15 protein-coding genes are annotated in these 20,396 nt (G+C 67.1%); 3 read left to right on the forward strand and 12 right to left on the reverse strand.

From position 1 onward, the window contains the following. Window positions 1–58 precede the first annotated feature (58 nt). On the reverse strand, window positions 59–1,312 hold the full coding sequence (locus AORI_RS62455) for an HNH endonuclease signature motif containing protein (RefSeq protein WP_016334638.1): 1,254 nt from the start codon (window positions 1,310–1,312) through the stop codon (window positions 59–61). Window positions 1,313–1,597: 285 nt separating this feature from the next. Next, window positions 1,598–1,828 (reverse strand): hypothetical protein, encoded by a 231-nt coding sequence (locus AORI_RS62460; protein ID WP_228688145.1) that lies wholly within the window; start codon window positions 1,826–1,828, stop codon window positions 1,598–1,600. A gap of 244 nt (window positions 1,829–2,072) precedes the next feature. On the opposite strand from AORI_RS62460, the gene AORI_RS62465 reads away from it, so the two are divergent. Next, a complete protein-coding gene (locus tag AORI_RS62465) occupies window positions 2,073–2,795 on the forward strand; it encodes a hypothetical protein (RefSeq protein ID WP_016334640.1) in 723 nt (240 codons plus the stop codon). 10 nt (window positions 2,796–2,805) lie between these two features. Next, window positions 2,806–3,360 (forward strand): hypothetical protein, encoded by a 555-nt coding sequence (locus AORI_RS62470; RefSeq protein WP_016334641.1) that lies wholly within the window; start codon window positions 2,806–2,808, stop codon window positions 3,358–3,360. On the opposite strand, the gene AORI_RS62475 is transcribed toward AORI_RS62470, so the two are convergent. Further along, window positions 3,338–3,742, reverse strand: coding sequence for a hypothetical protein (locus AORI_RS62475; protein WP_016334642.1), 405 nt, complete (start codon window positions 3,740–3,742; stop codon window positions 3,338–3,340). The genes AORI_RS62470 and AORI_RS62475 overlap by 23 nt on opposite strands. A gap of 170 nt (window positions 3,743–3,912) precedes the next feature. Here AORI_RS62475 and AORI_RS62480 point away from each other — a divergent pair, with 170 nt between their 5' ends. Then, on the forward strand, window positions 3,913–4,548 hold the full coding sequence (locus tag AORI_RS62480) for a hypothetical protein (protein ID WP_063751881.1): 636 nt from the start codon (window positions 3,913–3,915) through the stop codon (window positions 4,546–4,548). A gap of 80 nt (window positions 4,549–4,628) precedes the next feature. On the opposite strand, the gene AORI_RS62485 is transcribed toward AORI_RS62480, so the two are convergent. The 9 genes from AORI_RS62485 to araB all read right to left on the reverse strand — a co-directional run bounded on the left by AORI_RS62485 (window position 4,629) and on the right by araB (window position 20,277). Then, window positions 4,629–8,363: a glycoside hydrolase family 2 TIM barrel-domain containing protein gene (locus AORI_RS62485; RefSeq protein WP_016334644.1), complete on the reverse strand. Its 3,735-nt coding sequence runs from the start codon at window positions 8,361–8,363 to the stop codon at window positions 4,629–4,631. Between the two features lie 22 nt (window positions 8,364–8,385). Further along, entirely contained in the window at window positions 8,386–9,843 is a 1,458-nt protein-coding gene (locus AORI_RS62490) for a family 43 glycosylhydrolase (RefSeq protein ID WP_200870924.1), read from the reverse strand. A 2-nt stretch (window positions 9,844–9,845) separates the two neighbouring features. Next, a complete protein-coding gene (locus AORI_RS62495) occupies window positions 9,846–12,380 on the reverse strand; it encodes an alpha-L-arabinofuranosidase C-terminal domain-containing protein (RefSeq protein WP_016334646.1) in 2,535 nt (844 codons plus the stop codon). Window positions 12,381–12,485: 105 nt separating this feature from the next. Further along, complete coding sequence (gene mmsB, locus AORI_RS62500) at window positions 12,486–13,733, reverse strand: multiple monosaccharide ABC transporter permease (protein WP_016334647.1); 1,248 nt, start codon at window positions 13,731–13,733, stop codon at window positions 12,486–12,488. Between the two features lie 3 nt (window positions 13,734–13,736). Next, window positions 13,737–15,260: a multiple monosaccharide ABC transporter ATP-binding protein gene (gene mmsA / locus AORI_RS62505; RefSeq protein WP_016334648.1), complete on the reverse strand. Its 1,524-nt coding sequence runs from the start codon at window positions 15,258–15,260 to the stop codon at window positions 13,737–13,739. Window positions 15,261–15,264: 4 nt separating this feature from the next. Beyond that, the gene (gene chvE / locus AORI_RS62510; RefSeq protein ID WP_016334649.1) at window positions 15,265–16,392 is read right to left on the reverse strand and encodes a multiple monosaccharide ABC transporter substrate-binding protein; all 1,128 of its coding nucleotides are present in this window, start codon (window positions 16,390–16,392) and stop codon (window positions 15,265–15,267) included. A 26-nt stretch (window positions 16,393–16,418) separates the two neighbouring features. Beyond that, window positions 16,419–17,924 carry an L-arabinose isomerase gene (gene araA, locus AORI_RS62515; RefSeq protein ID WP_016334650.1) on the reverse strand — a complete coding sequence of 502 codons (1,506 nt, stop codon included), beginning with the start codon at window positions 17,922–17,924 and terminating at the stop codon, window positions 16,419–16,421. Beyond that, the gene (locus AORI_RS62520) at window positions 17,921–18,607 is read right to left on the reverse strand and encodes an L-ribulose-5-phosphate 4-epimerase (RefSeq protein ID WP_016334651.1); all 687 of its coding nucleotides are present in this window, start codon (window positions 18,605–18,607) and stop codon (window positions 17,921–17,923) included. The genes araA and AORI_RS62520 overlap by 4 nt, the downstream gene beginning before the upstream one ends. Next, a complete protein-coding gene (gene araB, locus AORI_RS62525; protein ID WP_016334652.1) occupies window positions 18,604–20,277 on the reverse strand; it encodes a ribulokinase in 1,674 nt (557 codons plus the stop codon). Before araB ends, AORI_RS62520 begins: the two co-directional genes overlap by 4 nt. Window positions 20,278–20,396 lie beyond the last annotated feature (119 nt).

Genomic DNA, 20,396 nt, shown 5'->3' on the forward strand with positions numbered 1-20,396 from the left:
TGTATGGCGGGCATGACGAGGGGCCCGTCGCCTGGGTGGCTGGCGGGCACCTCGGGGCCTAGACGTGATGCAGAGTGTTACGGCGGGGATGTCGGAGTGGGTCCCGGTATTGGGGTGGGAAGAACTCCGGTAACCCATCGGCGGCCATCCGTACTGCCCAGTCACCGTGATGAATCAACCGATGATGGAAACCACAGAGCAGCACGAGATTCCGAAGATCGGTGGGCCCGCCGTCTGCCCAATGCTCAATATGATGAGCGTGGCAATTCTTGGGCTTCCGATGACAGCCCGGGAACGCGCAGCCCCCATCGCGGATGTTCAACGCCCGGCGCTGGCCTGGAGTGACGAACCGTCTCAGACGCCCCAAATCCAGCGGCTCACCCGAAGCACCCATCACAACCGGCAACATCAAGCAATCGCAGGCCGCTAGCCGGGCTTCCCGGGCGGTCATCGTCCCGACGAAGTCCAAGCAGGCTGTCCCGAGCCCCGACTTCAACTCTTCCAACCCGACGGTCACGTGGACGAGAGTGCGGTAGCCACTGGTTCCCGGCTGATCCGGGCAGGCGATGGCCATGTCCAGGAGCTCAGCCCAGGCGTCCCCCATGCGTTCGCACTTCATCCGCAGGTCCGCTTGGCCGAACTCGTCCACCGGCCGTGGCTGGGCATGCGCCTCCAAAGCAGCCGCGGTCCGGGCCCCGGTCTCATCGTCGAGGAGGCCGGTGAGTTTCCAGAAGCCGTCCTTGCGGCGCTCCAGAGTGATCTCGCGGCGTGGTTCCTTGGGTTCAGGGTCCTTGGGCTCGTTGCCGTCCGGGTCCAGCCAACCCAGCAGTTTCGCCTCAGCCTCGACGAGCTGGCGGGGACCGGCGTTAGGGGCCAGCTCGGCCAGGATCTTCTCCGCGCTGGCCCGATCCTCGGCGGAGATGTCGGCGGGGAGCTTCTTCAAGATCTCCAGGATCTGATCGATCCGCTCATCCCCAACCAACCCCTGAGCAGCGACCGCGGCCGTGCAGGGAGCGACAGGCAGAACCTCCGTGCCATCCAACGCACGGGTGGAGTTCAAGGCGATCGCCCGCTTCACCACCGCGCCCGCCTCACCCCGCGACAAACCCGCCATCTCCGCGAACCAGCTCGCCGTACTGCCATGCCCATACAAGTCTTTGACGCCCCGAGACTCGATCTCCGCCAGAAACCGCGACAACGCCGCGGTCGCCATCCGAATCACCTGCAACGACTGCGCCACGCCACGCGCAAGCTCCAGCTTGCCAGCGCGCCACAGCTCCTGCGGCAACTCGGGGAGAAAGGTCTCGGACACCCCTCAATCATACCTCAAAACAGTCGAACACGTGTTCGTAATTTTAAGCACCGATCATAGAGCACATTTACCACTGAAGGGTGATTTGAAGCAGTGCACCGCACCCGGTTCTGTCACCTCCGCGTTCACCGAAGGCCGCGACCCATCACCAGCCAGCGTCTTCCTCACAAAAGGTCAATTCGAATCAGCCGACCACAGCCGCTCGACCGCTCTCCCTTCACGGCCCCCTGCGGCAAAACCAAACCTAATGCCAACTTCAATACGTCCACCCCAGAGAACTGAAAATCAGCCGACCTCAACACGAACAACCCTCGGAAGCCGAAACGCCGCCACAACCCCACCAACCGCGACCAGTCCCACAAACCCGAACACCACGCCAAAACCCAGCCCCGGCCGCCCCTCCAGCCCCGCCAGAATCGCCCCGGTCGCCGCAACGCCGCCCACCGAACCCACCTGCCTCACCGTGTTGAACAGACCCGAAGCGCCGCCCGCGGCATCCGGGTCGACGGACGCCATCGCGATGGCCGAAAGCGGTGACCAAGTCATCGCATTGGCTCGGACTCGCCACAGCGACGATCGTCGTGTCGAGCAGGAGCACGAAGAATCCCGCCAGCAGGGCCGCGAGACCGCCCCATCGAGAAGATGTCATTCGCCCCGGCCCGGTAGACCGATCACGATAGGGCCACGGATGCCGCCTGTCGTAACAAGGCCTCCCCGCGTCGCGAGTTGTAAGCCGACGGCTGCGGCAAAGGAGAAGATCTTGAACCGGGCGGGTTCGATATGGTTCTGGTCCTTGCTCGGCGCCTGCATCGCCGCCGCTCTCGGCACCGCGATCAATTTCGCGACCGATCTCAAGACCAACTTCCTGGCCTGGGGTCTGGTGGTCGCGTTCACCCTCGCGACCGGGCTGATCAGCGGTATCTCGCAGGTACTCACCCGCCGCGACGGCGGCGGCCCCACGACCACCGGCACGACGAACGTCTACAACGTGCGGCACTCACAGGTCAACGCCTGGCTGGTGTTCCTGATCCTCGGGGTCTCGGGTTCTTTGCTGGCGGCCATTTTCGTGGGCGTCCATTTCGCGGGGTCCGTCCAGACGGCGGGGACGCCGATTCCCGCCGTGGTCGAGCCGAGCCCGACGACCAGCACGACGTCGACCGTGCCACGGCCCGCCACGAACGAGGACATCGCCCAGTTCGTCACCGCTTATTACCGCCTGATGCCGGACACCGAGGCCGGCTGGCCGCTGATCGGCCCGAACCTCCAACGCCGCGGCCAGCGCGACTACGAAGCCCATTGGGGCAGGATCAGCGCGGTGGACGTGCACAGCGCGTCGGCCACCTCCGCGACCACCGTCCGGGTCCGGATCACCCTGCATTACCGTGACGGCCGCCCCTCCCCCACGGAAACCCATGAGCTGACGGTCGTCCCCCATGACGGTCGCCTCTGCATCGACGCGGACACCCTGATCCGGCCGAAATAGAATCCCGTCCATGACCGCTCTTCCACGCGGCGGGCGCCCCGCCGAGGCCTTGGCGGCCGTCGAAGCGAGTATCGAAGACCGCTGGCGGCTGTTCCTCGCGGAATACGGTGTCACCGCCGGGACGACGGAGGAAACCGACCTCGCCGAGTCGGTCGTCGCCGACACTTCCGTGTTCGAGTGGCGGGTGGTCGACGCCGCTTACGACAAATTGACCTGCGCCGACTGCGGCAGCCGGCTCGGCTCGGGTCCCACAGGCTGCGAGAAATGCGATCAGGCCGACGGATTCCGGTACGCGGCCATCGAAACCGACCGTCCCGCGACGCCACCGGGCACCGAGCACGGGCTCCGTGTCGCCACCGCGGTCGCCCGCGCCCGGCACCGCCATGGGGCACGGGCCCGCTGCGGTTTCGAACTAGGGCTTCCGCTCCTCCTCGACGGAGAACTGCCCGGTACGGCCCAAGCGCAGGCGTACCGGGCAGCCATCGACAAGCTCACCGAAGAGGAATGCGAACGCGTGACCTCCTTCGAGGAGATCCCGGGGATCAGTAGTCGTCGCGTCCGGTGAACTGCTGTTCCAGCAGCTCCGCCGAACCCGCGACGAGTTCGAGCGGATCGGTGAACTCGTTGATGTCGAGATTCACCAGCGGCAGGGAATGGCGCAGCACCAGGTGCTCCCCCATCACCACCAGTCCCCCGACGACGATGGTGTTGCCGATCTCGGTCAGCACGGTCGTCAGGTCGACCTCGCTGACCCGCGCGAACGGCGTCGCGATCTGCACCCAGTCCTCGCGGCGGTCGAAGATCTCCCGTGCGATGACCACAGTCTGAGCCCGCTCCTCGTAGTCGTCGTCACCGTAGGACAACCGGATGCGAATTTCGTCCGGTTCGTCCTTCACCACCCGATATTCGTGTCGTACGAACGCGACCAGATCGGCCCATTCCGCCATGAATTCAGTCTCCCTCGCAGTCGAAGATCAAGACTAGCGACTGCCGGGACGAAGAGCCCGGCCCCGGCCCCGGCATCACCCGGACAGCGGCCGCCCGTACGTGTCTCGACACCGCTTGGCCCTTGATCTTGCTGTAGCCTCCTTCAGCATCTTTTGGCAGGGGAGACCATTTGACGAACAATGATCGCGACCGGAAGAAAACCAACCGGCCGGTAAATGCCAAAACTTCGGATCCGGCGGTGACCGCGGCATTTGTCAGCCGACGTGGAGTAATTCTGGCGGCCCTCATAACCGCGGTGGTGGGCCTGGTGAGCGCGGTACTCGTGGCACTCATCAACACCAGTGCGCAGCAGGCGAAAGGCGCCGACGACCGGAGCACGCCGTCCACGTTGTCATCGCAAAGTGCCGCCGGCACACAGCAACAGGAGAACAAGCCTGCCGAAGCCGTCCCCGAGCAGGTGAAACTCGAGGCGGATACGGCAGTCGACCTCGACGTGCCCGGCGCCACGCCGGTATCCGCGCCCGGTCCCAATGGCGACCTCGACCTCCACTTCGACGGAAGCAATTTCGCCTCCAATCGATCAGGCCTGTTCTATTACCACGGAACCGAACAGGAAGCCACGACACAGTGCCCGAAGATCGTTTCCGAGGGAAAGGGGACGGTGCCCGGGCCCGAGGTGATATTCACCGGTGGTCAACATTGCCTGAGGACATCCAAGGGAACGGTCGGGTGGCTCAGCGTGAACGACGTCAAGATCGCCACGAATTCCGGCTACCTCGTCCTCAATTACAAGTTGTTCCGCTAGCCGGGCAGCAGTGAAGGCCTCCTTCCCTACCTTCAGAGTAGGCAAGGAGGCCTTCACCACCCGCTTACGCGGTCCGAAGGTCAGCCGCCGGTCGGCAACCCAGCCCGCGCCTCCTGCGACGTCAACGGACGCAACGACAGCGTGTATTCGTACGTGCTGTCCGGCCGCACCTGGCTGCGTTCCCGCACCGGGTTGGGCGTGTCACCGACCCCGGTCACCGCGTGACCGGCGTGCAGCGTGAACCAGCCCTTGTTGCGCTGCAACTGGAACGGGTACGCCGCCCGGTCGAGATCGTCGAACGGCGTCACGCTGACGTCGCTCGCGCCCCCGACCAGCAGGCCACCGGTCCGGCCGTCGGTGAGCAGTGCCCATCGGCTGTCGGTGTGGTTGCCGTGGTCCTGCGGCCGGTGGTACTCGACGTACTGTTCGTCCACGGTGCTCGACTGCACGTCGATCGGCGTCCCGTCCTTGCGGTCGACGTAGCTCTCGGCTTTCCGTCCATACCAGGCGAACCGGTCATATCGGTCCGGCACCGCCAACGAGACACCGATCCTCGGCAGATACGGCAGAGTGCGCACACTCCCTTGCGGGACCACCCGATTGCCGAACCTCAGCGTCCCGGTCCGGTCGACGGCGTAGGTCATCGTCTGGTCGAACCACGCCCCGGTGACGTCCGGCGCCGCGACCCGGCTGTCGACGATCACCCGAACACCGCGCGAGCCGTCCTTCTCGACCCGAACGGCCGTGACCGTGGTCTTCAGCCGGTCGAGCCCGGCCTTGCGCCAGTCCTCGCCCTCCGCCCGGCCCCAGGCGAAGGTCTCGTTGCTGATCGGCGCCCGCCACGCGTCGAGCTTCGGCCCGCCGCTCAGCAGTTCCTTGCCCTGGTACCGGATCGACGTCAGCGTGCCGCCGGCCTTGTCGACCCGGTACGTGACGCCGGCGGCCGACGCCGTCACCGATGCGGCGTCCTCGACGACTCCGACGGACTTCCCGTCGAGCGGTGTCCTGTCCAGGCCCGGAACCCGTTTCCCGCCCAGGGAGAACTGGTCGTGCGCCAGGACGTGTCCTCGCGCGAGCATCGGCTCGCCCTGGGTCGTCACCGCTTCGACGGTGAGGAACCGTTCGCGGTCCGCGGGATTCGGCGGCACCGGAACGGCGACCTTTCCGGTCGATGCCGCGGCGACCCGCAACGGCTGCTCGCCCCGGGCAACCAGCCGAGAGCCTTCCTGGATCCGCCACCGCAGGTTCAGCTCGTCGGTGCCCTTGAACTGCCGCTCATTGGTCACCGAGAGCGTGCCGCCCGAGTAGACGAATCGCAGCGGCTGATGCGCCCAAGCCATCTGCGCGGTTTCCGGTTGCAGTGAACGGTCCGAGCCGATCAGACCGTCCACACCGGACAGACTCGAGCCATACGACAGGTGACTCCCCCGCTCCGTGACACTGTCGAAGTCCAGTGCCAGCACGGCCCCGTCCGCGGGAGTCGCGCCGGACAACTCCTTGGCGGACAACGGCTTGTCGTAGATGCGGACGTCGTCGACGGCTCCGCGGCCCATCCAGCCGATGGTCGACGGGTCGTTCCACGACGTCTCGAAGTCGCGGCCGACGTTGACCTCGGCCGAGGACGAGTCGATCGCGCCGCTGAACGGCTTGCTCCCGATCTCCTTGCCGTCGAGGTACAGTCGCAGGGCCGTCCCGTCGTAGGTGCCGCTCACCCGATGCCAGTTCCCGTAGAAGTCGGCCGGCACCTTCGCCTGCACCGCCTGCCACGTTCCACTGTGGATGAAGAACTCCAGCGTGTCCTGCGTCTTCATCTTGAGCGCGTACTGGTGGTCGCCCTTGCCGAGGATGCGGAAGTCACCGGTCCACTTCCCCGGTTTCACCCAGGCGTCCAACGTGAGCGCCTTCCCGGTGATGTCGAGTTTCCGGTCACGGTAGACCTCGACGAAATCGTCGAGGCCCGACAACGCCAGCGCCTTGCCGCGATGACCGTCGACCAGATCCGGCTTTCCACTGAGATGCGCCGAGATGTCGTTGCCCGACGAATCGGGGGTGAGCCGGATCGGCTGCCGGATGTTCTGTTCCGCCCAGTCCCAGATGAACCCGCCCTGGGTCTGCGGATTCGCCCGGATCGTGTCCCAGAACTCCCGGAAGTTGCCGAGACTGTTGCCCATCGCGTGGGCGTACTCGCCGAAGATCAGCGGCTTCGTGGTGTTCTTCGCCTGCTCGGCGAACTTCTCCGGCGACGGATACCGCGGCCCCCAGACGTCGGCGAACGGCGCGTCACCGTCCGGGCTGTTCGACTGGTGGTAGATCGGCCGGGTCGGCTCGTTCGCGTCCAGCCATTCCGCCAGCGCGAAGTGGTGCGCGCCGAGGCCTGCCTCGTTACCGGTGTCCCACAGGAAGACGCTCGGATGGTTCTTGTCCCGTTCGACCATGCCGGTCATGCGGTCGAAGAACGCGTCCCGCCAGGCCGGGTCGTTCGCCTGGCAGTACCGGGCACAGTTCTCGTGGTTGTGGGTCTCGATGTCGATCTCGTCGTCGATCCAGAGCCCGTGCCGGTCGGCCAGTTCGTAGAAATAGGGATCCGACGGGTAGTGCGAAGTACGGACCGCGTTGACGTTGAGCTGCTTCATCAGCGCGACGTCGCGCTCCTGCGCGCGCCGGGGCACGTGCCTGCCGTGATCGGGGTCGGTCTCGGCGCGGTTGACGCCCTTGAACAGCACCCGTTTCCCGTTGACCAGCAGCTGCTTGTCGCGGATCTCGATCTCCCGGAACCCGGTCGTCTCGCTGGTGATGTGCGTGACGCGGCCGTCGGGCGCGGCCAGCGTGAGGACGGCCGTGTACAGGTTCGGTGTCTCGTCGGTCCATTTCGCCGGGTTCCGGACGGGCAGGCTCAACGCGGTCTTGCCGCCCGCGTCGACCTCAGCACTCGTGGTCCCGACCTCCTTGCCCGCCGCGTCGCGCAGGCTGAGCCCGACGCGGTGCTTGCCGGCGGTTCCGCCGGGTTTGGTGGCGACCTCGACCGCGGCCTTGAGGGTGGCGTCGGTGTAGGTCGCGTCGAGGTCGGTCGTCAGCCCGACGTCCTGGATGAACGTGCCCGGCGTCGAATACAGGCTCACCGAGCGGAAGATGCCCGAGTATCGCCACTGGTCGACGTCTTCCAGGTACGCACCGGCGCTCCAGCGGTGCACCTGCACGGCGATCCGGTTCGGACCCGGCCGCAGCGCGGAGGAGATGTCGAACTCCGCCGGTGTGTAGCCGCCCTGGTCGTAGCCGATGTACGTTCCGTTCACCCAGACGAAGTACGCCGACGTGACGCCCTCGAAGCGCAGGAAGGTCTCACGTTCCGACCACTGGGCGGGCAGGGTGAAGTCGCGGACGTAGGCGCCGGTCGGGTTCACGTCGCGGGGGACGCGCGGCGGGTCGTCGGGCTGGATCTCGGTGGCGATGTTGCGGAAGATCGGGTGGTCCAGACCGTCCGTCTGCCACGTATGCGGCACGGACACCTCGCGCCAGCCCGACGTGTCGTATCCGTCGTCGTGGAACCCCTTCGGCACCTGCGAGGGGTTGTCCGCCATGGCGATCCGCCATTTGCCGTCGAGCGACATCGCGTAGGGGCCGCGTTCGTCGCGGCGGGCCGCGGCGGAAACGTCCGCGTACGGACGAAGGTGGGCGTGCGGTGGCTCCTGGCCTTCGGAGACTTTTCGTGGATCGTCGAGATAGGACTGGACGTCGGCGGCCGCCGGAGAGCCGGTCGCGACGAGGGTCCCGGCGAGCATCGCCAGGACCAGGACGATGGGGCGTGTTCGCAGCACTGCGTTCAACCTCCCAGGGAGTTCAGCCGAGCCGGAAGCTGACCCGTTGACGATCCCGCACCGCGGTACCGGGACGGAAGACCAAGATCCTTCCCTTGTCGTGGGCCAAATAGGTGGCAGGTTCACCCGGGAGACGGAACGACACCGCCAGCCGGTCGGAAAGGCCAGGCACCTGGGTGAAACTCGCCGCCCGGCCGTAGGCGTCGCTTTCGTCGTACGGATCGATCCGCACGGTCGTCGCGTCCACGACCCGGACGTATCGGTCCGGGAAGTTCACCGACTGCAGTGCGACGGTGCCCGCGCCACGGAACCCGGCGACGATGCGGAACTGGGAATCGGCCAGCTCCCGGACATTGCCGTCCGCGGTCAGCCGGTATTCGTAGTGCCGCACGTACAACGCGGGATCGTCCAACGGGGACAGTCGCACGCAAGGTCCGCCTTTGCCGACCGGGACACCGAAACTCGGGGTCCCGTCGTCGTTCCAGTACAGCCGCTGGACCCGCGTGTGCCGGTTCGGGTCGTACAGCGGGTCGCCGGTGATGTCGCGGTAGTCGCGGGCGTGGTACACGAGGACGTCGGAGCCGTCCTCGGCGACGGTGAACGAGTTGTGCCCGGGACCGTACTGCCGGGTCGCCTCGTTCGTGGTGAACACCGGCTGCGGCGACTTCGTCCAGGAACGCGGGTCCAGCAGATCCGAACGTTCGTCGGCGGTGAGCAGCCCCATGCAGTAGCGGGCGTCCGTGGCGCTGGCCGAGTACGTCATGAACACCCGCCCGTTGCGGATGAGCACCGCCGGCCCCTCGTTGACCTTGAAGCCCTGGATCTCCCAAGGCAGGGTCGGCACCGCGAGCCGGACGGGATCACCCTTGAGGGCCAGCGGCGAGGCCATCTCGGCGAGGTACAGATTGCTGTTGGTGGCGATCCCGGGTTCGCTCTGCGCCCAGGCGAAGTACCGCTTGCCGCGATGCTCGAACGTCGTCGAGTCCAGGGTGAACGTGTCCCACTTGGTCACCATCTGCCCGCGCAGCACCCATGTTCCGGCGCGCGGATCGTCCGAAGTGGACTCAAGTACGTAGGTGCGGATGCGGAACACGTCGTCGGAGTCACCGGCGGCGAAGTAGACGTACCAGCGCCCGTCGATCCGGTGCAGTTCCGGCGCCCAGATGTGGCCGCCCATCTTCCCGGACGACGGACGCCGCCAGATCGTCGTCTCCCTGGCGGTGGCCAGACCGTCGAGTGTGGCGGCGCCGCGGACGACGATGCGGTCGTACTCGGGCACCGAACCGGTCAGGTAGTACATCCCGTTCACCGGCCGGGTGATGAAGGGATCCGCCCGCTGCTCGACCAGCGGGTTCCGGGTGGTCAATGACGTCGGAGCGGCGTCAGCGGCCTGGGCCGTGCCCGACGCCAGGCTTCCGACGGCCGTGGCGGCCAGCAGTCCGCCTCCCGCTCTGAACAGGTCACGACGGTCGATGGTCATGGTCATCCCCTCACTCGGGCCGGGAAGCGCAGGAAGGTCACGGAGTTCGGCGGGAAGGTGTACGTGAAGGTGTTCGCGACGCCGGAGAAGCGCGATTCGCGCGGCGCGATCGGCGTGGTGAAGGCGGTGTTGACGTCGTCCGGCGAGCCCTGCAACGTCGTCACGCGGGCGGTCGCGCCAGGCTGGACGCGAGTGCCGAGTTCGACGCGGGTCCGGGCGGCCGATGCCTGTGCGTTGACCACCTTGACCACCAGTTCCCCGGTCTTGACGTCACGCGTGACGACCTGGCGGAACGGCTCGGCGACCTTGTCGTCGGTGAACGAGCCCCACTTCCGCCCGTCGAGGAACAACGTCACCTGACGGCCCCGCACCTCGACCCGCAGGTCGTACTGCCTGCCGGTCTCGATCCTGGTGTCGTTCTGGAGCAGGGTCTGCTTGCCGCCGCCTTCGGTCTTCTCGACGGCCGAGACGGTGTTGTTCCAGCCGCCGAGGTTCCACCAGTAGTTGTTGCCGGTGTCCTTCACGCCGAACGCGACCAGGAAGCCTTCCTTGCCGCCCGTCTTGGTCGCCTTCACGGAGAAGTCGTAGTTGCTCCACGAGGGATCGCCGGCGGTCACGAGGGTGTTCTCGGCCGCCTGATCCGACTGGACGTAGGCACCGTTCGACACCGCCCACGATCCCCGTCCGGCCACCTTCGACCAGCGCGAGTCGTCGCCGGAGAAGTCATCGGAGAACAGTGGCGCGCCGTCGGCCGAGGTGACCTTGACGTCGTCATAGGCCGCGCTCGTCGCCCAGGTGGACAGCCCGACCGCACCCGAGATGGGCGCGACCGTGGCCGGTGTGGCCGACGCCTTGCTCGGGACCACGTGATCACCGACGTTGGTCATGAACAGCTTCTGCGTCTCGTAGCTGGCCGACGCCCACGAGCGCTGGTTGTCGAACCAGATCATGTCCGGCTTCCACTGCACGTAGTCGGTGTTCGCCAGCAGCGGCGCGTACGACGCGAGCTTGACGACGTCGGCGTTGCGCTCCAGCCCGGTCATGTACGCCGCCTCGGCCAGCGCGTTGCCGAACTTGTTGTCCAACGACGCGTACTCACCGAGGAACACCTTCGGGCCGTTGCGGTCGTAGGAGTCGTACCGCTGGTTGTTCTGCAGGAACCACTGTGGACTGTTGTAGTAATGCTCGTCGACCATCGAGACCTTCGCGTTCCGGTTCAGGTCCCACAGCCGGTCGAACGTCGTGCCGGTGTCGTCCGGCCCCGAGTTGCTGATCACCGTGATCCCCGGGTACTTCGCCGCGATCGCCTTGCGGAACTCGGTGAACCGGGCGAAGAACTCGTCTGGCAGGTTCTCCTCGTTGCCGACGCCGAGATGCGTCAGGTTGAACGGCGCCGGATGCCCCATCTCGGCCCGCTTCCTGCCCCAGGCCGAGGTGACCGGGCCGTTGGCGAACTCGATCAGGTCGAGGGTGTCCTGGATGTGCCGCCGCAGCAGCGCCGGATCGTCGGTCGCCTTGTTCTGCCCGCAGCCGGTGACCAGCGCCGGCACCACCGGCAGCGGCATCGCTCCGATGTCCTCGGAGAACTGGAAGTATTCGTAGTAGCCGATGCCGTAGGACTGGTTGTAGCCCCAGAAGTTCGCGTTCGTGGCCCGCTGCTCGACCGGGCCGATCGTGTCCTTCCACTGGTACGAGCGCTTCCGCTCCCAGTTCGGCGCCTCGTAGCCCTGGTGGCTGCCGGTGTTGACCAGGCAGCCGCCGGGGAAGCGGACGAAACCGGGCTTGAGCGCCGCGATCTTCTCCGCGAGGTCGGCACGCATGCCGTTGGGGCGGTTCTTGTAGGTGTCGCGCGGGAACAGCGACACCATGTCCAGCCGCAGCGTGCCACCGCCGGACGCGGTCAGCGCGAGCCTGCCCAGCGCGCTCGACTCCCGCGCCCGGAAGGCGCCGGTGTACTTCACCCAGCCGTCGCCGCGAATCTGCATCCGCAAGGGATCGGCGAGCGCCTTGCCTGCCGGATCGGTGACGGCCACCGTGAGCGGGGTGCCCGCCGCACGATCGGTCCGGGCGAACACCGAGAAGTCGTACTGCTTGCCCCTCTCGACCCGGATCCCCGAGTTGTAGCCCGAGTTCGCGACGCCGTACTCGCCACGGGTGAGGTCGAGCTTGAGATAGCGCCGGTTCCGTTCGTTGAGCCGCCCGTCGTCGTCGGCCACCGTCGCCGTGCCGGTGCCCCCGTCGACCGACGTGGGTGCCCACGACGTCAACGGGGTGTACGACGCGTTGTCGGCCTTGTCGTACTCGAAGGAGCGGTTCTGCACGAGTTCCGCGTACAGCCCGCCGTCCGCCGCACGGTTGATGTCCTCGAAGAAGACGCCGTACATCGAACGGTCGATCGTGGCACCACGTCCCGCCGCGTCCACGGCGAGGCTGTAGTCGGTCGCCGGTGTCTGGCCCGAAGCGGTCTGAACGGGCACGAGGACACCGGCGGTGATGGTCAGGGACAGCACACCGAGCCGGACTGATCTGCTGCGCACAGCACTTCCTTTCGCGACGTTGCGAGGAGAGCCGAGGGTGAGGAGTGGGTCGAGTTGGTCGTGAGTGGCGTTTCGGGTTAGAACCCGAAACGCCACTCACGACCATCAGGCGGCGGTACGGGCCCGCCGTTTGGTCCAGATGTCGTAGGCGACGGCGGCGAGCAGCACGAAGCCCTTCACCAGGTTCACGCTCTCGGTCGGCGCGCCGATCAGGGACATGCCGTTGTTGATCACGCCCATGATGAGCCCGCCGGTGATCGCGCCGACCACCTTGCCGACCCCGCCCTGCACCGCGGCGCCGCCGATGAACGCCGCGGCGATCGCGTCGAGTTCGAACATGTTGCCCGCGGTCGGCCCGGCCTGGTTGAGCCGTCCGGCCACGATGATCCCGGCGAGCGCGGAGAGCACGCCCATGTTGACGAAGATCCAGAACGTCACGCTCTTGACCTTGACGCCGGACAGCGTCGCGGCCTGGAGGTTCCCGCCGATGGCGTAGATGTGGCGGCCGAACACCGCCCGCGTCGTCACCAGCGAGTAGCCGATCACCAGCACCGAGAGCAGGATCAACACCCACGGCAGGTTCTTGTACCGCGCCAGCTGCACCACCACGAACAGCACGACGGCGGCCGCCGCGGCGATCTTCAGCAGGAACATCGGCAGCGGATCGACCTCTTGCAGGTAGTTCAGGCGGGCCGTCCGCTTGCGCCACCGCGAGACGATCGCACCCGCGATGGCGAGGGCACCCACGAGCAGGCTGACCACGTCGGCGCCGCCGAGCGGGCCGAGGCCGATGTTGCCGAGATAGCCGCCGGTGAATCCGTTCGCCAGCGTGCGCACCTCGTCCGGGAACGGGCCGATCCCCTGGTTCCCGAGCACGGTGAGCGTCAGCGCGCGGAAGATCAGCATCCCGGCCAGCGTCACGATGAACGCGGGAATCCCGAAGTACGCGACCCAATACCCTTGCCACGCCCCGATCACCGCGCCGACGGCCAGCGTGACGAGCAACGCGATCGGCCACGCCACACCGAGGTTCACCATCAGCACGGCCGAGATCGCGCCGGTCAGCGCCACCACGGAGCCGACCGACAGGTCGATGTGCCCGGCGATGATGATCAGGATCATGCCGATCGCGAGGATCAGCACGTACGAGTTCTGCACGATCAGGTTCGAGATGTTCTGCGGTTCCAGCAGCGCGCCGCCGGTGAGGATCGAGAACAACACGACGATCAGCGCGAACGCGACGTAGATGCCGCTCTCGCGCGGGTTGAACGAGATCCGGCGCGGCGCCCTGGCCGGCGCGGCTCCCTGCTGTTCACCGGCACCGGTGACGGTGTCGGCGGAGGCGGTGCTCATGTCTTACTCCTGTTCCCTGGTCATCGCCCGCATGAGGACCTCTTGGGTGGCCTCGGCCCGGCCGACCTCACCGGTGATCCGGCCCGCCGACAAGGTGTAGATCCGGTCGCACAGGCCGAGCAGCTCCGGCAGCTCGGACGAGATGACCAGCACGGCCTTCCCCTCGTCGGCGAGCCGGTTGACGATCGTGTAGATCTCGTACTTCGCGCCGACGTCGATGCCGCGGGTCGGCTCGTCGAGGATCAGCACGTCCGGATCGGTGAGGATCCATTTGGACAGCACGACCTTCTGCTGGTTGCCGCCGGAGAGCGTGCCGGTCACGCTGCGCACGTCCGGTGCCTTGATGTTCATGCTCTTGCGGAATTCTTCGGCGACACGGTGTTCTTCGTTCTCGTCCACCCAGCCGCGGCGCGCGAGTTTGCCCAACGCGGCACCGGAGACGTTGCGCTGGATGTCCTCGATGAGGTTCAGCCCGTAGCGTTTGCGATCCTCGGTGGCGTAGGCGATCCCGTTCGCGACGGCGTCGCCGACCGTGCGCACCTCGATCTCCTGGCCGTCCTTGATCAGGCGGCCGGAGATGTCCTTGCCGTACGAGCGGCCGAACACGCTCATCGCGAGTTCGGTCCGCCCGGCGCCCATCAGTCCCGCCAGCCCGACGATCTCGCCGCGCCGCAACGTCAGGCTCGCGCCGTCGACGACCACACGGCCGTGCTGCGTCGGGCTGTGCACGGTCCAGTCCTCGATCCGGAGGACCTCGTCGCCGATCCGCGGTTCCCTCGGCGGGAACCGGTTCTCCAGTTTCCGGCCGACCATCCCGGCGATGATCCGGTCTTCGGTCACCGTGCTCGCGTCCAGCGTCTCGATCGTCCTGCCGTCGCGCAGGATGGTGATCGAGTCGGCGATCGCGGCGATCTCGTTGAGCTTGTGCGAGATCAGGACGCAGGTGACGCCGTCGTCGCGAAGCCCGCGCAACAGTTCGAGCAGATGCGCCGAATCGTCGTCGTTCAGCGCCGCCGTCGGTTCGTCCAGGATCAGCAGTTTGACCTCTTTGGACAGTGCCTTGGCGATCTCCACCAGCTGTTGCTTGCCGACGCCGATGTCCAGCACCGGCGTCACCGGGTTCTCCCGCAGCCCGACGCGCCGCAGCAGCTCGCCCGCCTCGGCGTTGGTGCGGTTCCAGTCGATCAGCCCGCCGCGGGCCTTCTCGTTGCCGAGGAAGATGTTCTCCGCGATGGACAGCTGCTGGCACAGCGCGAGTTCCTGGTGGATGATCACGATGCCGCGCCGTTCGCTGTCGCGGATCGCGGAGAACGCGCACGGCTCGCCGTCGAAGACGATCTCGCCGTCGTACGAGCCGTGCGCGTAGACGCCCGAGAGCACCTTCATCAGCGTGGACTTGCCCGCGCCGTTCTCGCCGCAGATCGCGTGGATCTCTCCCCGGCGCACCGACAGGTTGACGTCCTGCAGCGCCTTGACACCGGGGAAGGTCTTGGTGATCCCCCACATCCGAAGGATTTCGTCGGTCACGTCGCTACCTCAGCTGTTCCGCTTTGTAGTAGCCCGAGTCGATGAGTTCCTTCTGGTAGTTGCCCTTGTTGAGGATCACCGACTCCAGCAGGAACGCCGGCACGACTTTCTGCCCATTGTTGTAGTCCGTCGAGTTGTTGGTCTCGGCCTTGCCGCCCTTGAGCACCGCGTCGGCCATCTTGACCGTGGTCTCGGCGAGTTTGCGGGTGTCCTTGAAGATCGTCGAGTACTGCTCGTTCGCGATGATCGACTTCACCGACGCGACCTCGGCGTCCTGGCCGGTGACCACCGGGTACGGCTGGCCGGGCGTTCCGTAGCCGTTGCTCTTGAGCGCCGACAGGATGCCGATGGAGAGCCCGTCGTACGGCGAGAGCACGCCCTGGACCTTGTCGCCGGAACTGTAGGTCTTGGTCAGCAGGTCTTCCATCCGCCGCTGCGCGGTCGCCGCCTGCCAGCGCAGGATCGCCGCGACGTTGAACGCGGTCTGGCCGCTCTTGACCACCAGCGTCCCGTTCTCGAGGTACGGCTTCAGCACGGACATGGCGCCGTTGAAGAAGAACGTCGCGTTGTTGTCGTCCGGCGAACCCGCGAAGAGCTCGATGTTGAACGGGCCCTTGCCCTCGCCGGGAGAACCGTCCTCTTTGAGCACCTTGAGCCCGGTGAGCAGCGAAGTCGCCTGCTGCACGCCGACCTTGAAGTTGTCGAAGGTCGCGTAGTAGTCGACGTTCGGCGTGTTGCGGATCAGCCGGTCGTAGGCGATGACCGGGATCTTCTTGTCCGCGGCCTCCTGCAGCTGGGTGGTGATCGCGGTGCCGTCGATCGAGGCGATCACGAGCAGTTTCGCGCCCTTGGTGATCTGGTTCTCGATCTGGTTCACCTGGGTGGGGATGTCGTCCTCGGCGTACTGCAGGTCGACCTGGTAACCCAGCTTTTCCAGCGCCGCCTTGATGTTGTCGCCGTCGTGGATCCAGCGCTCCGACGACTTCGTCGGCATGGTGACGCCGACGAGGCCGCCCGCGGCACCTCCCGCGGCCGCCTGCTGATCGACACTCTTCTGACTCGAACCGCAGGCCGTCAGCGCGGCACCGAGGCCGGCCGCCACGGCCAGTGCAGCCAGTTTCGTGAACTTCATTGTTCCTTCTTTCCGGTGGGGACCGATCAGAATCCTTGTGCGAGCCGGTAGTACGCCTGGTTCCAGCGCATCCGGTCGGCGATCGAGGCGGGCGTCGTGGACTGGTCGATCACCAGCAGTTCGACGTCGAGCATGGTGGCGAAATCCCGGATCGCTTCGGCGCCGACGGCCTGGGTCAGCACCGTGTGGTGCGGTCCGCCCGCGGTGATCCACGCCTCGGCGGAGGTCGCCAGCGACGGCGCCGGCTTCCACACCGCGCGCGCCACCGGCAGATTCGGCAGCGGTTCGTCCGGTGCGACGACCTCGACCTCGTTGGCCACCAGCCGGAACCGGTCGCCGAGGTCGGCGAGGCCGATCACCACGGCGTCACCGGCGGCGGCGTCGAAGACCAGCCGGACGGGATCCTCACGCCCGCCGATGCCGAGCGGGTGGATCTCGCACGAAGGCTTGGCGGCGGCGATGCTCGGGCAGACCTCGAGCATGTGCGCGCCGAGGATCTTCGGCTCGCCGGGGCCGAAGTGGTAGGTGTAGTCCTCCATGAAGGACGTCCCGCGCTCGGAGTCGCGGCCCATCGCCTTCACCGCCGTCAGCAGCGCGGACGTCTTCCAGTCACCCTCGCCGCCGAAGCCGTAGCCGTCGGCCATCAGCCGCTGCACGGCCAGGCCGGGGAGCTGCCGCAGTCCGCCGAGGTCCTCGAAGTTCGTGGTGAACGCGCCGAAACCGCCGCTCGTCAGGAACGTGCGAAGCCCTTGCTCGATCCGGGCGGCGTACCGCAGCGACTCGTGCCGCTCCCCCGCCTTGGTCAGCTCCGGTGCGAGCGCGTACGTGTCGGTGTACTCCTCGACGAGCTTGTCGACCTCCGCGTCGGACACCGCGTCGACCAGGGCGACGAGTTCGTTGACGCCGTAGGTGTTCACCGAGACGCCGAACTTCAGCTCCGCCTCGACCTTGTCCCCGTCGGTGACCGCGACGTCGCGCATGTTGTCACCGAACCGCGCGAGCTTGAGCGAGCCGATGGTCTGGCGCCCGACCGCCGCGCGGACCCAGGCGTCGATCCGGTCGGCGACCGACGGATCCGCGGCGTGCCCGGCGATGGTCTTGCGCGGTACCCCGAGCCGGGTCTGGATGTAGCCGAACTCGCGATCGCCGTGCGCGGCCTGGTTCAGGTTCATGAAGTCCATGTCGATGGACTGCCACGGAAGCGCCTCGTTGAGCTGGGTGTGCAGATGCAGCAAGGGTTTCCGCAGTGCGTCGAGCCCGGTGATCCACATCTTCGCCGGCGAGAACGTGTGCATCCAGGCGATCACGCCGACACACGCGTCGTCCGCGTTGGCTTCGAGCATCACGCGCCGGATCGCCGACGGCTCCGTCAGCACCGGCTTGGCGACGATCTCCGCCGAGATCCGGCCGGTGTCGGCCAGCATCCGCTGGATCTGCAACGACTGGCCCGCGACCTGTTCGAGGGTCTCCTCGCCGTACAGCGCCTGGCTGCCGGTGAGGAACCAGACCTCGGTCTTGCGTTGTGTGCTCACTTCTCTCCCTGCTGGCCGTAGACGTTCTGGTAGCGCGCGTAGAGCCGGTCCACGTCCTGTTCGGACAGTGGTTCCGGCCTGCCCAGCGCGGAAGCGAGGTGGACGGTCTTGGCGACGTCCTCGACCATCACGGCGGCCTTGACCGCGTCGCGTGCGGTGCGGCCGACGGTGAACGGGCCGTGGTTGCGCATCAGGACCGCGGGCGACCGGCTGGACCGCAGCGTCTCGACGATGCCCCGGCCGATCGAGTCGTCGCCGATCAGCGCGAACGGCCCGACCGGGATCTCGCCGCCGAACTCGTCCGCGATCATCGTGAGCACGCACGGGATCGGTTCCCCGACAGCGGCCCACGCCGTCGCGTACGTCGAATGCGTGTGCACGACCCCGCCGACCTCCGGCATGTGCCGGTAGACGTAGGCGTGCGCGGCGGTGTCCGAGGACGGCGCGAGATCGCCGTGGACGACCTCGCCGTACAGGTCGGTGACGACCATCGTGTCGGCACTCAGCTCGTCGTAGGACACCCCGGACGGCTTGATCACCATCAGGTCGTGCCCGGGAACCCGCGCCGACACGTTGCCCGCGGTCCAGATGACCAGCTCGTAGCGGGTCAGCTCACTGTGCAAGCGGGCGACGGTGTCGCGCAGTTCTTCGAAGGTGTCCGTGATCTCCACGGCGAGGCTCATCGGTGCAGTCCTTTCCGGACGGTACGGCGCCGGGCGGCGAGCCGGTGCATGACGTCGTTGGCCCCACGGCCGAAGTAGTCGTGCAACGCGGCGTACTCGGCGTAGAGGTCGTTGTAGGCCTTGACGTTCTCGACGATCGGGCGGTGGACCGCCCGGCGGACCGAGCCCATCGCGAGCGCGGCGGCCGGGACGTCGGCGTGCGCCCCGGCGGCGACCGCGGCGTGGATCGCCGAGCCCAGCGCGGGACTCTGCGCCGAACCGGCCACGGACAGCGGCAGGTTCGTGACATCGGCGTAGATCTGCATCAGGAGCGGGTTCTTGACCAGGCCACCGGCGACGATCAGTTCGGTGACCGGCACCCCGGCGCGTTCGAAGGTCTCGATGATCGTCCTGGTACCGAACGCGGTCGCCTCCAGGAGCGCGCGATAGGTGTCCTCGGGGCGGGTCGCGAGGGTCTGCCCGACGACGACGCCGGACAGTTCGTGGTCGACCAGCACCGACCGGTTCCCGCTGTGCCAGTCGAGTGCGACCAGTCCGTGTTCGCCGATCTCCTGCATCGAGGCGAGCCGCGTGAGCAGTTCGTGGACCGAGATCCCCGCCTCCCTGGCGTCGTCCACATACGACGCGGGCGTGCCGTGTTCGACGAACCACGCGAAGATGTCGCCGACACCGCTCTGCCCGGCCTCGTAACCCCACTTGCCGGACACGATCCCGCCGTCGACGACGCCGCACATCCCCGGCACCTCGCGCAGTTCGGCACCGTTCATCACGTGACAGGTGGAGGTGCCCATGATCGCGACCATCTGCCCCGGCTCCACCGCCTGGACGGCGGGCGCGGTGACGTGCGCGTCGACGTTGCCGACCGCGACCGCGATCCCCTCGGGCAGCCCGGTCCATTCCGCCGCTTGAGCGCTCAGACCGCCCGCCTTGGCGCCGAGAGCACCCAACGGATGCACGAGCTTGTCGTCCACGAAGGACCCGAAGCCGGGAGCCAGCTCCTCCAGGAACTCCGCGCTCGGGTAGCGGCCGTCCTGCAGGATGCCCTTGTACCCGGCGGTGCAGGCGTTGCGGACGTAGGTTCCGGTGAGCTGCCAGACGATCCAGTCGGCGAGTTCGACCCAGTGGCGCATCCGGGCATAGACCTCGGGCGCCTCTTCGAAGACCTCCAGCGCCTTGGCGAACTCCCACTCGGAAGAGATCAGCCCGCCATAGCGCGGCAGCCAAGACTCGCCGCGCTTCCGGGCCAGCGCGTTGATCCGGTCGGCCTGCGGCTGGGCGGCATGGTGGCGCCACAGCTTCACGTAGGCGTGCGGATCGTCGGCGAACTCGGGCAGTTCGCACAGCGGCGTGCCGTCGGCCGTCGTCGGCACCATGGTGCACGCGGTGAAGTCGGTGCCGATGCCGATCACGTCGGCGGGATCCGCACCCGCGGCACGGACGGCCTCCGGAACGGCGGTGCGGAGGACGTCGACGTAGTCCGACGGCACCTGGAGCGCCCAGTCCGGCGGCAGACCATGACCGGTCTGCGGCAGGATCCGGTCGATCACGCCGTGCCGGTACTCCGAAACCGCGCTGCCCAGTTCCGCGCCGTCGCGGACGCGGACCACGACGGCCCGGCCGGACAGCGTCCCGAAGTCGACGCCGACGACCAGCGGCTCCCTTGTACTCACTTCTTCTCCCCGCATTGTTAGCGTTCACATTCCTGGTCGAAAACCACGATCACCCGTGTTTGGTGCCGTAACTCGCGTGATTGAAGCCGGTCCGCCTTCAATCACGCGAGTTACGGCCT

This window comes from Amycolatopsis keratiniphila (genome assembly GCF_000400635.2).
Taxonomy (GTDB): Bacteria; Actinomycetota; Actinomycetes; order Mycobacteriales; family Pseudonocardiaceae; genus Amycolatopsis; species Amycolatopsis keratiniphila.

What these genes read in the sequence shown, in the direction of transcription:
- chvE (WP_016334649.1), bottom strand. Translation starts at nt 16,392, where the DNA reads ATGAAGTTCACGAAACTGGCTGCACTGGCCGTGGCGGCCGGCCTCGGT.
- AORI_RS62490 (WP_200870924.1), bottom strand. Translation starts at nt 9,843, where the DNA reads ATGACCATCGACCGTCGTGACCTGTTCAGAGCGGGAGGCGGACTGCTG.
- AORI_RS62470 (WP_016334641.1), top strand. Translation starts at nt 2,806, where the DNA reads ATGACCGCTCTTCCACGCGGCGGGCGCCCCGCCGAGGCCTTGGCGGCC.
- AORI_RS62460 (WP_228688145.1), bottom strand. Translation starts at nt 1,828, where the DNA reads ATGGCGTCCGTCGACCCGGATGCCGCGGGCGGCGCTTCGGGTCTGTTC.
- AORI_RS62475 (WP_016334642.1), bottom strand. Translation starts at nt 3,742, where the DNA reads ATGGCGGAATGGGCCGATCTGGTCGCGTTCGTACGACACGAATATCGG.
- AORI_RS62520 (WP_016334651.1), bottom strand. Translation starts at nt 18,607, where the DNA reads ATGAGCCTCGCCGTGGAGATCACGGACACCTTCGAAGAACTGCGCGAC.
- mmsB (WP_016334647.1), bottom strand. Translation starts at nt 13,733, where the DNA reads ATGAGCACCGCCTCCGCCGACACCGTCACCGGTGCCGGTGAACAGCAG.